This is a genomic window from Okeania sp. SIO2B3 (assembly GCF_010672525.1).
GTDB lineage: Bacteria > Cyanobacteriota > Cyanobacteriia > Cyanobacteriales > Microcoleaceae > Okeania.
Window position 1 is genome coordinate 146229 of sequence record NZ_JAAHGH010000005.1, and the last position, 16451, is coordinate 162679.

General features: G+C 37.4%; 9 protein-coding genes. 6 read left to right on the top strand and 3 right to left on the bottom strand.

Translation table 11 applies throughout. The features are described from left to right. Together F6K15_RS06320 and F6K15_RS06325 are read right to left on the bottom strand one after the other, a co-directional pair. Positions 1–3850: methyltransferase domain-containing protein (locus F6K15_RS06320; protein ID WP_293058478.1), on the bottom strand; the 3850-nt coding region annotated here is incomplete at its 3' end. Positions 3851–4798: 948 nt separating this feature from the next. Continuing rightward, the gene (locus tag F6K15_RS06325) at positions 4799–5647 is read right to left on the bottom strand and encodes a hypothetical protein (RefSeq protein WP_293058481.1); all 849 of its coding nucleotides are present in this window, start codon (positions 5645–5647) and stop codon (positions 4799–4801) included. A 1081-nt stretch (positions 5648–6728) separates the two neighbouring features. Between F6K15_RS06325 and ftsH3 the strand changes: the two genes are divergently transcribed. Further along, positions 6729–8570, top strand: coding sequence for an ATP-dependent zinc metalloprotease FtsH3 (gene ftsH3, locus F6K15_RS06330; RefSeq protein ID WP_293058484.1), 1842 nt, complete (start codon positions 6729–6731; stop codon positions 8568–8570). 1207 nt (positions 8571–9777) lie between these two features. On the opposite strand, the gene F6K15_RS06335 is transcribed toward ftsH3, so the two are convergent. Continuing rightward, positions 9778–10083: a type II toxin-antitoxin system RelE/ParE family toxin gene (locus tag F6K15_RS06335; RefSeq protein WP_363267488.1), complete on the bottom strand. Its 306-nt coding sequence runs from the start codon at positions 10081–10083 to the stop codon at positions 9778–9780. Between the two features lie 862 nt (positions 10084–10945). Between F6K15_RS06335 and F6K15_RS06340 the strand changes: the two genes are divergently transcribed. The 5 genes from F6K15_RS06340 (at position 10946) to F6K15_RS06360 (ending at position 15425) form a co-directional block, all read left to right on the top strand. Then, positions 10946–11476: a phycoerythrobilin:ferredoxin oxidoreductase gene (locus F6K15_RS06340; protein ID WP_293058487.1), complete on the top strand. Its 531-nt coding sequence runs from the start codon at positions 10946–10948 to the stop codon at positions 11474–11476. A 282-nt stretch (positions 11477–11758) separates the two neighbouring features. Further along, a complete protein-coding gene (locus F6K15_RS06345) occupies positions 11759–12277 on the top strand; it encodes a phycocyanin subunit beta (RefSeq protein WP_293058490.1) in 519 nt (172 codons plus the stop codon). A gap of 106 nt (positions 12278–12383) precedes the next feature. Continuing rightward, on the top strand, positions 12384–12872 hold the full coding sequence (cpcA, locus tag F6K15_RS06350) for a phycocyanin subunit alpha (protein ID WP_293058493.1): 489 nt from the start codon (positions 12384–12386) through the stop codon (positions 12870–12872). A gap of 865 nt (positions 12873–13737) precedes the next feature. Then, positions 13738–14607 carry a HEAT repeat domain-containing protein gene (locus F6K15_RS06355; RefSeq protein WP_293058495.1) on the top strand — a complete coding sequence of 290 codons (870 nt, stop codon included), beginning with the start codon at positions 13738–13740 and terminating at the stop codon, positions 14605–14607. 173 nt (positions 14608–14780) lie between these two features. Continuing rightward, positions 14781–15425 carry a HEAT repeat domain-containing protein gene (locus F6K15_RS06360; protein WP_293058498.1) on the top strand — a complete coding sequence of 215 codons (645 nt, stop codon included), beginning with the start codon at positions 14781–14783 and terminating at the stop codon, positions 15423–15425. The last annotated feature ends 1026 nt before the right edge of the window (positions 15426–16451 follow it).

Here is a 16451-nt window from a genome sequence, read left to right on the forward strand (position 1 = left end):
CTTCCAGGAGCAAATCTTTTAGTTGTTCTTCAGTATAAGCATTACCAGAAAAATAATATTGTTGATCTTTCGCCCCTTCCTCGTCAAAATTTCCCAAACTTTTAGCACTGTGGTCATGTACTTGAATTCTAAAATATCCCCCTGGTTTTAATACCCGAAATATTTCACTAAAATAACTTTTGACAATGGAAATAGAACGGATGTGCTGAAAAACTATTGTGGAATAAACAAAGTCATAATATTCATCAGGCAACTGTTGTAAATCATAGCCATTATTAACATATACCTCTCCATTTTGTTTACCATCTGCCAAATATTGCCGGGCAAACTGAATCATATTTTCCGAAATATCGACACCATCTACCCGTGCAAATGTTTCTCGTAAATACTTAATCAGACGACCTACACCACAACCAATTTCTAATACTTTCCACTCTGGTTTTACGGGGATATCTCCCATGATTTTTGGTATCCAAGTTTGTATTGACTTTTCCCAAACTTGCTTTTTTTCTTCTGGAGAAAGTGTTTCTATTCCTTCATAAGCTAATACCCGCCCAAACATAGCTTCATCTATAGAATTAACATTCCAAAATTGGCGCTGCAATTCCAGTTGCTTATCGTTTATTGGTGCAATTTTACTTGGATTTTGAACGAGATTTTCAACTGTTGAATTAGCCATTGAAATTAACTGGGATTCTAATTTACTTTGACTAGCTTCTTCTCTAAATACTTCTATTTTTTCTGGGCGTTTGACTGTTGCCCAAATCCAAGGTTTAACAGATTTTAGGGAAACTAAATTAAAACCAACTTCCAGGAGCAAATCTTTTAGTTGTTCTTCAGTATAAGCATTACCAGAAAAATAATATTGTTGATCTTTCGCCCCTTCCTCGTCAAAATTTCCCAAACTTTTAGCACTGTGGTCATGTACTTGAATTCTAAAATATCCCCCTGGTTTTAATACCCGAAATATTTCACTAAAATAACTTTTGACAATGGAAATAGAACGGATGTGCTGAAAAACTATTGTGGAATAAACAAAGTCATAATATTCATCAGGCAACTGTTGTAAATCATAGCCATTATTAACATATACCTCTCCATTTTGTTTACCATCTGCCAAATATTGCCGGGCAAACTGAATCATATTTTCCGAAATATCGACACCATCTACCCGTGCAAATGTTTCTCGTAAATACTTAATCAGACGACCTACACCACAACCAATTTCTAATACTTTCCACTCTGGTTTTACGGGGATATCTCCCATGATTTTTGGTATCCAAGTTTGTATTGACTTTTCCCAAACTTGCTTTTTTTCTTCTGGAGAAAGTGTTTCTATTCCTTCATAAGCTAATACCCGCCCAAACATAGCTTCATCTATAGAATTAACATTCCAAAATTGGCGCTGCAATTCCAGTTGCTTATCGTTTATTGGTGCAATTTTACTTGGATTTTGAACGAGATTTTCAACTGTTGAATTAGCTATTGAAATTAACTGGGATTCTAATTTACTTTGACTAGCTTCTTCTCTAAATACTTCTATTTTTTCTGGGCGTTTGACTGTTGCCCAAATCCAAGGTTTAGCAGATTTTAGAGAAACTAAATTAAAACCAGCTTCCAGGAGCAAATCTTTTAGTTGTTCTTCAGTATAAGCATTACCAGAAAAATAATATTGTTGATCTTTCGACCCTTCCTCGTCAAAATTTCCCAAACTTTTAGCACTGTGGTCATGTACTTGAATTCTAAAATATCCCCCTGGTTTTAATACCCGAAATATTTCTCGAAAATAACTTTTGACAATGGAAATAGAACGGATGTGCTGAAAAACTATTGTGGAATAAACAAAGTCGTAACTTTCAGAACTTAGTGCTTGTAAATCACAACCATTATTAACATATACCTCTCCATTTTGTTTACCATCTGCCAAATATTGCCGGGCAAACTGAATCATATTTTCCGAAATATCTACACCATCTACCTGTGCAAATATTTTCCGTAAAGGTTGAATTAAACGACCTACACCACAACCTATTTCTAAAACTTTCCACTCTGATTTTATTGGTATACCTTGAATAATTTTTTCCGTAGAACTTAAGATTGAATTTTGCCACGCCAGATTTTTTTCTGAAGGAGACATCCCATTAATTTTTTCATCAGTAAAAACTCGTTCAAACATCGCCTCCTCTAAAGAATTAACATTCCAAAACTGACGTTGAAAGGAAAGTTGTGCTGTATTTATCGGTTCAGATAAAGCAGGGGAAATATTATTTTTCCTTTCTACAAAATTTTCAGTTTTGCCTTTAGACTTAATACCATCCCTGGAAAGAGGTAATACTTCTTTTCTCCCTAATATTTTCTGCAATATTTCTGTAGCAGGAGTAAAACTAGGTGCTTTTTGTAATACTTGACGCAAAACTTTTTCTGCCAAGTCAAAATCATTAACTTTCTCTGCCGAAATTGCCAAATAATACCCTACTCTCCAGTTATTACAACCCAAATTTATAGCTGCTGTAAACTCAGAAATAGCTTGATGATGCTGACTCTGTTTTTGTAAAACTAATCCCGACCATAACCTCAAATAACCATCTTTTAAATAATAATCTCGATAATGAAAAATTCCACCTCCATACCTATTACAAAGTACAGGAGAAGAATGAGAAATCTGATTCTCCGCAAATAATAATTCTGAAATATTTTCAGACTTCATACTCACAGAAAAATTTTCTGCCGTCTCCCCTAAAGATTGAATAAATAATTCCGCGCCAGATAATTTATTTCTATCCCATTGATGTTTAATTTTTGGTTGTTTGAGGAGGTAGTCGTAAATTTCATTAATCTTGTTTGTAGAACTTTCAGGACTAAAATTTTGTCGCGCATATTCTTGAGCATTGCGACCTAATCTCATCCTTTCCTCTGGGTGAAAATAGAGATATTCTATAGCATTTTTATATTCCGTTTCATTATTAACAACTAAACCCGTTTGATTATGAATAACTAATCTTTTAATTCCGCCAAAAGGGAAAACCACAGGTGGTACTCCAACCCACATTGCCTCTTGCAAACTCTTCTCTGAAGTAGCATAAGTATCTTCACACAATGGATAACCAAAAACATCTAAAACTTCTAATACCGACTTAATATTTTCAACGTAACTCCTAAACTCAAAACGCTCTACTGCACCTAACTTTTCCGCTTCTTTTCGTAAATAATTATTGATACCACCACAGACAATAAATTTCACATTTGGGATATTAACTTTGGCACTCATTCCCACATAATTAGAGTACATTTTCGCAAAATCAACTGTACCAATATAGCCAACATTAAATGTCTCGTGAAATTGTGGCTGAAAATCATCAAGTCTATCAAAATCTGCAATCCCATAAACCACAGAAGTGCTTAAATTTTTCTTCGTTGAAGATACACTTTCAAATACAGGTAATTCCAGAGTATAAGGACTTGTTACTATAGAAAAATCAGCATATTCCAGTAACTCCTTTGTAATAATATGAGGCGCTCGATCGCCAATTATTTTAAACCAAAATACCAACCGCATTGCCGGAAGTTCAGAGCATAATAATTCATAGATTTCTGGATTATTCCAAAAATGAATATGTACAATATCAGCCGCCTCTATTTCACTCCAAATAATTTCTTGATTAGGTTGATTTATTACATACATCCCTTCATTATTTCCTAGTGAAACGGCCTCTGTTTCTGCTGGTAATAAACTCAGAACTCGATGTTGTTGCACTACACCCATTCGAGACGAATATTTAGCAGTTGCCACCATTGAGCGACCAGCACCACCACGGGAAAGTTGTTGAATAATATGCAGAATTTTTAGCATTTTTTTCCAGCTAAAGCTTAAGTAAATTAATCCTCTAAAACAGGGAATAATTATACCATTTATCAAAAACTTTTCTACATTTTTTTGAGTAGGGGAGTAAGGACGTTGTATGTAACGTCCCTACAGGGAGAAGTAAACAGAAGAATAATAATACCAAATTCAATCAAGATTGTTACAGTAACACCTTCTGCTGAATGGAATTGAAAAATATTCACTTTTTATTTCTCATACCTAACACCTAATACCTAATACCTACCACCTACCACCTCACACCTACCACCTAATACCTACCACCTCACACCTACCACCTAATACCTAATACCTAATACCTGAGAATAATTCATACAAAATTCAATCAAGATTGTTACAGCAAAATATAGATACTGAATGGAATTGAAAAATATTCACTTTTTATTTCTCATACCTAACACCTAATACCTACCACCTACCACCTAATACCTAATACCTAATACCTGAGAATAATTAATACCAAATTCAATCAAGATTGTTACAGTAACACCTTCTGCTGAATGGAATTGAAAAATATTCACTTTTTATTTCTCATACCTAACACCTAATCCCTAATACCTAACACCTAACACCTACCACCTACCACCTAATACCTAATACCTAATACCTGAGAATAATTAACACCAAATTTAATCAAGATTGTTATAGCAAAATTGAAAAATATTCACTTTTTATTTCTCATACCTAACACCTAATCCCTAATACCTAATACCTAATACCTGAGAATAATTAATACCAAATTCAATCAAGATTGTTACAGTAACACCTTCTGCTGAATGGAATTGAAAAATATTCACTTTTTATTTCTCATACCTAAAACCTAATACCTAATACCTAACACCTAATACCTAATACCTACCACCTAAAACCTAATACCTAAAACCTAATACCTAATACCTAATACCTACCACCTAACACCTAATACCTTTTCAAAGAATAGTGCTTGAGCTTATGAACTTGATTAATTAAATACCCTTTGTCAAAAAAATAATCACTATAAATATCTTCCACTTCACGGTCACAATCATGAATAAATATATCAGTATTACCACTTTTCATAGCTAGTTTAGCTGCCATATAAATACTCTTCATTCTCCCTGGTTTCTCCTCAGAATATCCTGCTGGTGCATCTACCAAAATAAAATCCCATTTTGTAAATAAAACTTTCTCAGGTAATACCATCCATAAACAATCATTTCCTTGACTATATTCTTCCAGTAAACTTTTCCATAAATAAACTCTCGTACCATACTCAACCAAATAAGCCTCAATAGAATTTTCACAACCAACTTTTACTTGATTCAACCAATCTTTATCATCCTCCAAAAATACAGTTTTTCCACCTCTATTTACCCCCAACCAAAGTAAACTATCCTGACCAACTCCAAAGATTAGAAAATTACCAGGTACTTTCCCCCCAATCACATTAGTAATATAAGCATATTCTTGAAAAGACATTTGACCAGGATTATCATTAACTAACTGAAAAATTTGACTACCATACTCATCAAATAAACAGCGGTCTAAATTACTATAAACTGAACCATTATCAAGCAAAACTTCTGTTGCTTTAATATAAGCACGAACAGCAGCATTTATATCCCCATTTAACTGCAAAAAAATTCCCATAATTTCATATACTTCCACAAAATTTGGTTGACCTTTAATAACTTCATAGCACCAGGCGATCGCTTCCTTGAATTTTCCTTGATTGTAATAAAATTGTGCTTTTTTATTTAAAGCAATAGTATCGCCAAAATTAATCATCAACCTTCCCTCCTTAACTATCCACTACAAATAAGCCTCCTTATTCAGAAAAATCAAAAATAATCAGGACTTAAATAATCCATGAATTATCAACACTAAATATCTCTAACGTTATAGTTTTTCTTCCCTATAGTTATGATATTGATATACATAGTCTCTTTACCTAAGTGATGAATAATTTCATACAGTATATATTAATTATCTCAAACTTTTGAAAATATCTACAATCAAGTTATTAATTAGAGTTTGCTGAAAAAGTTGCATGGCAGGGGTAATAGTCAAAAGGAAAGGGGAATTTAGAGCAGGTAGTCGGATATATTTATCCCTTGAATTTTTTGCCATAGTTAGCCCAAAATCTTAACTTTTTGGTCGCTCAAGCTTAAAAAGTTGTACTTTTTTTCGCTCCTTAAATGTTAAAACCTTTATCTGTAAATACTTTGAGATTTAATCAACAAGTCCTAATTACTTTCACAATAAACAAATAAACAATAGAAGAGCTATGAAATATAGCTCTGAGTACTTCTCCACCTCCCAAAACCCGATCGCCTAAAAAATCTAATCATTAGACATCTCCAATAATAAAAAATCAAATCAATTATCCCACTGTGATTCATCAATTCTTTCTCCCTACTCCCTGCTCCCTAATCCCTCTTTTGGAGGAGATGTCTATGATTAGTAATAATTAATTTTGCTCTTCCCTATTCCTTCCAAATCTACAATATCTGACAACCAAAAAAGGACTGGTATATCAATATTTTATTTAGCTAGTGCAGGATGGCGGAAATAACTGACCAGTTACAAAATCCTCAAACAATTGCAAATCAAAAATGATTGACTGTCAGATGTGCGTCTTACATTCTGGAGGGGCTATGTACGGAACTATTTCCGCACCTTAAAAGCGCCGTAGGAAACCTCGCCAATTAGCACTCGCTTTTAACTTCCGCGTAGCAGCACTAGCACAACTCATATCCTGTTACTCCAACCACTGTGATATTATATTAGAAATCAGTTAACATAAGTTAATATAGCTGGATTAAAAAATAGTCCCAATAGTATAAAAAGATTAGAAGGAGCAACCCTAGTGAATAATAAAAGGTGGAGAAATGCTGGCCTATATGCCTTATTAGCAATAGTAGTCATCGCCTTAGCAACAGCATTCTTCGATCAACAACCCCAAACCAACGAAACCTGGAAATATAGTCAATTTATTCAGCAGGTAGAAACCAACAACGTAGACAGAGTCAGCATCAGCGCCGACCGTACAGCAGCACGAGTCAAAGTCGCCGACGGTAGTATAGTCCGCGTTAATCTACCCAACGACCCCGACCTAATTAACATCCTCACCAAAAACAACGTAGACATTTCCGTACTGCCCCAAAGTGAAGAAGGTTTCTGGGTTAGAGCATTAAGTAGTTTATTCTTCCCTGTCCTATTATTGGTGGGACTGTTTTTCCTACTACGTCGTGCCCAAAGTGGACCAGGTAGCCAAGCTATGAACTTTGGTAAATCTAAGGCTAGAGTCCAAATGGAACCCCAAACCCAAGTTACATTCAGCGATGTAGCAGGTATCGAACAAGCCAAACTAGAACTAACAGAAGTAGTAGACTTCCTCAAAAATGCTGATCGCTTCACAGCGGTAGGCGCAAAAATTCCCAAAGGAGTATTGTTAGTAGGTCCTCCGGGAACAGGTAAAACCCTATTAGCAAAAGCAGTAGCTGGTGAAGCAGGAGTACCATTCTTCTCCATCTCCGGTTCAGAATTTGTAGAAATGTTTGTGGGTGTAGGTGCTTCCCGGGTCCGCGACCTATTTGAACAAGCAAAATCTAATGCTCCCTGTATCGTATTTATAGACGAAATTGATGCGGTGGGACGTCAACGGGGTGCTGGTTTAGGTGGTGGTAACGATGAAAGAGAACAAACCCTCAACCAGCTACTTACCGAAATGGACGGTTTTGAAGGCAATACAGGTATCATTATTATTGCAGCTACTAACCGCCCGGATGTTCTAGATGCTGCCCTACTCCGACCAGGTCGTTTTGACCGTCAAGTAGTAGTAGACCGCCCTGACTATGCAGGTCGTCTAGAAATTCTCAATGTTCATGCTCGTGGTAAGAGTCTTTCTAAAGATGTAGACTTAGAAAAAATTGCTCGTCGAACTCCTGGATTTACTGGAGCAGATTTGTCTAACCTATTAAATGAGGCAGCTATTCTGGCAGCTCGTCGCAACTTAACTGAAATCTCTATGGACGAAGTTAATGATGCTATTGACCGGGTATTAGCAGGTCCAGAAAAGAAAGACCGAGTAATGAGCGAGAAGCGCAAGGAACTTGTAGCGTATCACGAAGCTGGTCATGCTCTAGTCGGAGCGTTGATGCCTGATTATGACCCAGTGCAGAAAATTAGTATTATTCCTCGCGGTCGTGCTGGTGGTTTGACTTGGTTTACTCCTAGCGAAGACCGGATGGACTCTGGTTTGTACTCTCGTGCTTATCTACAAAATCAGATGGCTGTAGCTTTGGGCGGTCGTCTTGCTGAGGAGATTATTTTTGGTGATGAAGAGGTGACTACTGGTGCTTCTAACGATTTACAGCAGGTTGCTCGTGTAGCAAGGCAAATGGTGACTCGGTTTGGGATGAGCGATCGTCTTGGTCCAGTTGCTCTTGGTCGTCAGAACGGTAATATGTTCTTAGGTAGGGATATTATGGCGGAGCGTGATTTTTCTGAGGAAACCGCTGCTGCTATTGATGATGAGGTTCGCAATTTGGTAGAGCAAGCTTATCGTCGGGCAAAGGAAGTATTGGTAACTAACCGTCATATTTTGGATAAGTTGGCCGAGATGTTGGTTGACAAGGAGACTGTAGACTCTGATGAGTTACAGGAGTTGTTGGCTACTAATGATGTGAAGATGGCGGCTTTAATATAGGGTTATAGCAGAAGGAAGAAGGAAGAAGGAAAAATCTGGCGTTGTCTGAGTTTTAAGCTTTTGATATACCCTCACCTTTCTTTCGACTTCCATAATCTGAAATTTTTCTCCTTATTTAAATTGTGAGTTTATGGCTACTGTGACGTTCTTCTACATCAAATCAAAGATTATAATGTAGGCTTCCCAACCTCACGGATAGGGTTTTCTGCTTTGCTGGCGCAACGCTGCGCGTTACATGTCGCGGAGCGAAACACAGGGAGTGTAACCACTTAACCCTCCGCAGACAGAGACTCGGAGACCCACCGCCTTTTTGTACTAAACAGTTCTGTAATCCAGAAAGTTCCCTCAAGAGTTTTACCTTTTCACAGGTTGAGGGCGAACTTAACTAATTGAACCCCATACTCGCTAGTTGTTTTCATGGTTCTTTCAGGTGCGTACTACCGCTACTCCTGATTGAATCACCAATAACACAAAAAAGCATATAATGCAAGAAATAAGTGGACGCTACGCGGTTTATTTGTTGGTCGGCAATTCCCCTCCCGTTAACATTTGTATAATGGGGCACTCCTTGCTGACATCAAAGTTGCAGTTGAGGCGATCATAGCTGACATCATTAGGTAATTTGTCCTAAGTTAAATCAATACCATTACGGTTGCAGGACTACCCATATTGACTGTCTGGAATTTACCTCTTACTTTATCTACTATTTGTCAATAGCTAGAATTACTTAGGCATTTATACTTGTTCAAAATTTGTTTTTTTGAAATTATCTAACTCTGCTGAAAATTAGCATATTTGAGATGCAATTAACGTAAATACAAGGTTATAGCTTTCTTGAAAAGGTCTTTTTTTGAATTTAAATATAAAATTAGCATCATATCTTAATGTACAGAGTATGATACAAATCGCTGAAATAACGCAAGTTCGTGAAATATTTTGTAATAATTAGCGAAAAATGAGGCTATCTTGATTAAGATAAATAATATTAAAAATCAATTTAATTAGTATAACTTATACATAAGGATCGCAATTTAGTTTTGTTTTTGAAATTAATTTTGCGCTCCCTTGAAGAAAGTAGAACAGAAGGTAATGATAATTTTCTGATTACTTCGTCATACTCTAATTGGTTGGAGCGATCGCTACAGCAGGAGGATTAATTCGTCAGAATCCACGGTGTTTCAACCCCTGGAGATATCAAAATAGTAAATTAACTATTATCCCCATCCTCAAAAAGTGCATCTAAATCTCGATATCCACTCACAACTCTTACAATTTCAATTCTTTTTTGAGCCTGAAAATAAAAGATCAGATAATCATCTACGGGAAAACTTCTTAATCCTGAAGCCAACTCTTCACGATTACGTCCCATTCCAGGAAAATCTGCTAACTGCCTGCACTTTTCTCTAATTTTTGCCTGTAACTTTCTTGCCACTTGTGGATTTTTTTGAGCTAGATAATTATTAATTTCCTTAGACTTAAATGGGCTTGTTCGTCTATACGCATGACTTTTTATTCAACTAAAATTCCTGACTCAGAGGCGATGAACTATTCAGGATCTTTTTCCCAGGAGCAATGCCACCAACATTTTCATTGTATGAAGCTCCGAAAAAACGCGGCTCAAAGGAATTTCTGTTGCATCCTCACAAAAATTCTGATATCATCAGACTTAAATTGGCTTGTTCTTCTATACGCATGACTTTTTATTCAACTAAAATTCCTGGCTCAATTGTTTACAATTAGACCAAAGGCAATTTGTTTAACAACCAAAAAGGCAGTAATAGTGAGTTTGGTAGTAGTGGTTTATTTGCCCGCTTATCTCAACGTTGGTTGAAGACCCGCGCTCTCCCGAAGGGGAGCGGAGGGATGGGAAAACCAATCAATAAGAGCGGTTCTTACACATAGTATGCTATCCTAATATAACTAGGCTGCTGGGCTAGCAGTGTCAGTCTGTGGAGCGACCGTAAGACCAGAAAGAGGTTTGGCCTTGGAGGCAGGTGCTACGTTAGCGCAGCTCCTCTGTCAAGAGGAAGCAGAAAGTCCTGAGCCGCGAGGTTTAGGAATCCCGCGTTGTTGCGTAAGCGCAACGTCGGGAGGATGTCAAAAGGAAGTCCTGCACTAGAAGCGACATTGATAATTAGAGTATCGCGATTCCATAATTAAGGAATAAAAATTTAGGGGCAATCTAACCGTAGTTGCCCTGTAACTCAGTAATAATTATATTCGTCGAAGCATAGCTTAGTGGGACTTACACAACTTAACTGGTAAAATTAGACTATAATGCTTGTAAATCAATAATTTTACGTCTCCCGCGATCGCTAGGGGACTTACACAACATTTTAGAGCTGATTTATCAAGTAAATATTAAGNTCCTCCAAGTGTTAAATTTTGTAATATTTCCCCACCTTAATTACGATTTGCCATTTTTTGGAGCAGACCTAGTTACCCTACCAGGTGGACATCTAATTGCCCTAGATATGCAGCCCTTATTTCGGGATGACCCTCAGTATCAAGAAAAGTATACTCAGCCAATATGGGATACCTTCCAAACACATCAGCAGCATTTGCCGTGGGGAGGAGATTTTCCTGAAGAAGCAATTCCCTTCTTTTCTCCAGCCTTTCTTTGGACTCGTCCTCAAAAAACTGAATTAGTCAAGACAAAAGTATTTGAAGCCTTCAAAGACTACTTGCAAGCTTATTTAATTTTTGTAAAGCAAGCACAACCTATTACTGATGTAGAGAAATTAGCAGAAATCAAGGAGGCACAACTACGTTATCTGAGATATCGCGCCGAGAAAGATCCAGCTAGAGGAATGTTTACCAGATTTTATGGCCCTGAATGGACAGAAGAATATATTCATGGCTTTCTATTCGATCTAGAAAGACAGTTGGCCTTGAATCCTGTTTAACTTTCCATATGTAGAAAATTTTGTTAATAATTTGTAATAAATAAAAACACAACAGCATTGTATAAAGAATATCTGAAGGGTTATAAAGATAAACGAAGATCAACAAAAACATTGATTGATGAGGTTGAAAAGCTTCTCATAAACGGTGTAAGATTTTCTCAGGATTCTCAAACAGTCCTAGTTTTACTTTTCCAGGCATGGGCAGCTAGCCTGAAAAAACTAAAAAAATACCCATAGCATCGAAAAGCAACTAAAAAAAAATCAAATTAGGAGAATTAATCGATGTTTGATGCTTTTACAAAAGTAGTTTCCCAGGCAGATGCCAGGGGTGATTTTGTTCCAGCTAGCACAATTGACGCTCTAAGCGCAATGGTAGCAGATAGCAACAAGCGTTTAGACGCAGTTAACCGCATTACTAGCAACGCTTCTACTATCGTTGCTAATGCAGCTCGTTCTTTATTCGCAGAGCAACCTCAGTTAATTGCTCCTGGTGGAAATGCTTATACAAGCCGTCGTATGGCAGCTTGTTTACGTGACATGGAAATTATCCTACGTTATGTAACTTATGCTATTTTCTCTGGTGATGCAAGTGTGCTAGATGACCGTTGCCTCAATGGATTGCGTGAAACCTACTTAGCTCTAGGAACTCCTGGTGCTTCTGTAGCAGTAGGCGTGCAAAAAATGAAAGATGCAGCTATTGCTATTGCTAACGATCCAAATGGTATTACTCCTGGAGATTGCACCTCTCTAATTGCTGAGATTGGTGGCTACTTCGACCGCGCTGCAGCAGCAGTTGGCTAAAAAAACTGTAAAAAACTTTTTTTGTAAGGATGCACTTGAGCATCTCTACAGCTTTTAAAATCGTACCAAAAATTGTACTCGCAATAATAAGGGAAGTACCTCAAACATGAAAACTCCTCTAACTGAAGCAGTAACTGCTGCTGATTCTCAAGGCCGCTTTCTAACTAACACAGAAATCAATGCAGCCTTTGGTCGTTTCGGACGTGCTGCTGCTTGCTTAGAAGCTGCTAAAGCTCTTACTAGCAAATCTCAAACTTTAATTGATGGAGCTGCCCAAGCAGTATACAATAAGTACCCCTATACTACTACAACCCAGGGACCTAATTTTGCTTCTACTCCAGCAGGAAAAGCAAAGTGTTCTCGTGACATTGGCTACTATCTCCGGATGGTAACATACTGCCTGATTGCAGGTGGTACAGGTCCTATGGATGAGATACTCATTGCAGGAATTGATGAAATTAATAAAACCTTCGAGTTATCTCCTAGCTGGTATATTGAAGCTCTAAAGTATATCAAAGCTAACCATGGTATTACTGGTCAACCTGCAACTGAAGCTAACAACTATATTGATTACGCTATTAACGCTCTTAGCTAGTAGTTGTCACAGTAAGTAGGTGGTGGATGTTAAATTAATATTCACTGAATTAACTACCCTGAGCTAATATTAAACGTAGCCCGGACAGGTATATTGGTGCTAGCCTGTGGTTAGTATTTGTTAATCTTTCCGGGCATCGTTATTTCAGTTATCAGTTATCAGTATTTTTTGGGAAGAAAAAAGAAGGTAATGGTGATATAGGAAAAATTCAAAGACTTTGCTATCACTTAGATGATTTAATCTCGCTTATTAACTCTGGCTAAATCTAAAACCAAGCAACGCATGAAAAAAGCAGCTAGTCGAATGAGATTAAAAATTAGAAATCTTATAGATGAATTGCACCATAAAACAGCTCTATTTCTAGTGTCTCTTTTCCTGCGGAATGCTACGCAAACAGAGGAGCTTTCCTATCGGAATGCTGCGCAAACGCTTTCAACACTTTGATGTGATTTTACTGCCAAATGCATGAAGTTTCTCAGATGACAACCAAATCAAGCAGAAAACTCAGAAGTAAGTCGGTCAGACAAATGCAGCAATTGGGCACATTACAGATTTGAACTTTTCTTGAAACATAAAGCTGCTGAATATAACAAAATCGTCTAAGATGTAAGTGAAGCTTATACTAGCAAAACCTTTAGCTGGACTGGTGAAATCCTGAATAATTTAGGTGGTAAAAAAGTTGTTACTGGTAACGATGGTTTTCGCCTTGATCGCGACTTAAAGGTCCCGCGTGGAATTTTGATCATGCATCGTGGTAGAAAAATTTTCTACCGCATTGGGAGATACCCCCTCAGCAGGTTGATCTTGCTGTGCATTGTTAACAAATGTTAGCACTCATAGTATCGGAAAGCTTGTATATTTAAAAATGGAGCAGCAGTATTTGGAATTACCATCAGAAGAAGTATCAGAAAATGGTGAGTCTCTTACTGTGGAAGAGGCGATCGCCAATCTACGGCATGAAGAATTAGGTAAACGATATTATGCTGCTTGGTGGTTAGGAAGATTTCGAGTAAATATACCTGCTGCGGTAGAAGGCTTAATTTCAGCACTAGAAGATGACTCTGACCGAACAGAAGACGGTGGGTATCCTCTCAGACGCAATGCAGCAAGGTCTTTGGGTAAATTAGAAGACAAAAAAGCTGTACCAGCTTTGATTAAATGCTTGGAAAGTTCAGACTACTACGTACGAGAAGCAGCAGCAGAAGCATTAGAAATGCTAGGAGACCCTAGCTGCATTTCCGCATTAATCAAACTTTTAGATGGAGGGGTCGAAGTTGCAGTATTAGTTCCAGGTAAGCCTCATCTTGTTCAACCCTACGAGGACATTATTGAAGCTTTAGGAAAACTTCAAGCTCAATCAGCAATTCCTTTAATTAAACCTTTTATCGAACATCCTGTAGAAAAAGTACAATATGCTGCTGCTCGCGCTCTATATCAACTAACCGGAGAAGCAGTTTATGGAGAATATTTGACTCAAGCATTAGATGGTGATAATCTACAATTACGACGTTCCGCACTCATGGATTTAGGAGCGATCGGCTATTTACCTGCAGCTAAGGCAATATCAGAAACCTTAGCCGAAAATAGTATGAAATTAATTGCCCTCAAAGGACTTTTGGAACATCACCTCACAATAAATTCAAAAGTTAACACTCAAAAGTCAAAGGTAGAATCTCAATTATTATTATCAGATGAGGCTATTGAGGTAATGACTCTAATGGACTCACTTTTATAAAATCAGGACTTACACACGGACACTAAATCGAGTGAGGGCGTTTTGCTCCGCAACATATAAAGCGGAGCTTTGCGTTAGCAAATGGCATTCGCCCCTACAGATGGTGTTTTAAAGGTTAATTTGCGTAATTCCTGAAAAATATTAATATTCTCCTACTTCCCTACTCTCTAAAAATGAATAATCAACCCTCAACAATAAATAATCAACTCATCCAAGCAGTGGAAAAAGCAGACTCTTCTCAAGGCTTAATTGATACAGTTAAAGATTTAGCAGCAGCTCAAATAGAAGATGCTATCCCGATGTTAATTACAGTTTTAGGATACAACAATCCTGGCGCAGCAGTAGCAGCAGTTGATGGGTTAGTTTTACTTGGAGAAACGGCAGTACTTCCACTACTAGAAAAACTTGACGGTTATAACTATGGTGCTAGAGCTTGGGCAATTAGAGCATTGGCAGGTATTGGCGATCCGCGTGGGTTAGATTTATTATTAGATAGTGCAGTAAATGACTTTTCTTTTAGTGTACGACGAGGTGCAGCTAGAGGTTTAGGTTTTATTGATTGGGAAAAGTTATCAGAAGCAGAAGTCTTCGATGCTCAACAGCGTGTTTTTCTAACTCTGCTGCAAGTATCTCAAGACCCAGAATGGGTAGTGCGTTATGCTGCTGTAGTCGGTTTGCATGGTTTGGCCAAAGCTGTAGAAGTTAGCGCTCCAAAATGGCTTGAGGATATTTTGACCAGGTTTGAGGAGATTATTGATACAGATACAACTTTAGCGGTTAGTGCTAGGGCACAAATGGCTATTGCAGACTTAAGGTAAGTTAGAAGTTAGAAGTCAAAAGTCAGAAGTGATATTTTAAGTACTTAAAAACTTTACTCTACAGTAATTTCAGCTTTTACAGGGGTTTTCATTTCAATAGACTACAGTAGGGGCGTTTTGCTCCGCTTTATATATTGCGGAGCTTTGCGTTAGCAAATGGCCATTCGCCCTTACAGGGTTTTGGTTATGACAATGTGATTCATCAATCAGCAAAAGCGTTGTAATCCCTCCCAGGAGGGGAAGACAGGAAGCAAGAGGAAGAATAATCCCTTGATTATTCTGCGCAACTATGAGCCTAAAATGCTAATTTTTTGAACCATTATGACCTAAAAGCTTGGACCTTTTTTTAACTAAAAAATGCTAAAACCTTTATATTTCAGTGCTTTTAGATTTAATCAGCAAACCCTAATTAAGTGTGATTAAAAGACAAGTTCAGGAAGTGTCCCTTTAACAAAGCGGTGCGACCCCGCGACGACGCTAGTCGCAAGCGGTCGGAACCCGCGACGACGCCAGTCGCAAGGGAACGCCGACCAAGAGAGGGAATGCGCACCAAGAGAAAAAGAAAATGTCCTACCTCAAAACTGGTATTTAAGCTATTCCCATACGACTCCTGACTCCTGACTCCTAAGAAATAGCTTAGCTATTTGTAGCAAACATTTATCAAATTGGTATAATCTACATTTTGTATTGCAAAATGTAATATGCAAGTATAAGTCAAAAGCGAGTGCTAATTGGCGAGGTTTCCTCAGAATGTAAGACGCATATCTGACAGTCATGCATTAAGAAAAAAATTATAGTGGTCAATAGAAATTAATAATTCAGTAAGTATTTATGCTTAATATTTTCCTGAGAATTTAACTTTTGAGAAGTAATTTATACCGTATAAATATTTACCAAGAACGGTTTTTTCATACTACTTTTAATATTACAAATTGACGTGTGGAATATGGGTAATAAGTATTCAACCGTATTTTATATAATTCCTTATTTCTTACTCTCTGTTTCCTGTTCCCCATAAAGAATAAA

Excerpts from the sequence above, each read along its gene's own strand:
- F6K15_RS06325 (WP_293058481.1), bottom strand. The coding sequence starts at position 5,647 with ATGATTAATTTTGGCGATACTATTGCTTTAAATAAAAAAGCACAATTT.
- F6K15_RS06345 (WP_293058490.1), top strand. The coding sequence starts at position 11,759 with ATGTTTGATGCTTTTACAAAAGTAGTTTCCCAGGCAGATGCCAGGGGT.
- cpcA (WP_293058493.1), top strand. The coding sequence starts at position 12,384 with ATGAAAACTCCTCTAACTGAAGCAGTAACTGCTGCTGATTCTCAAGGC.
- F6K15_RS06355 (WP_293058495.1), top strand. The coding sequence starts at position 13,738 with ATGGAGCAGCAGTATTTGGAATTACCATCAGAAGAAGTATCAGAAAAT.
- F6K15_RS06360 (WP_293058498.1), top strand. The coding sequence starts at position 14,781 with ATGAATAATCAACCCTCAACAATAAATAATCAACTCATCCAAGCAGTG.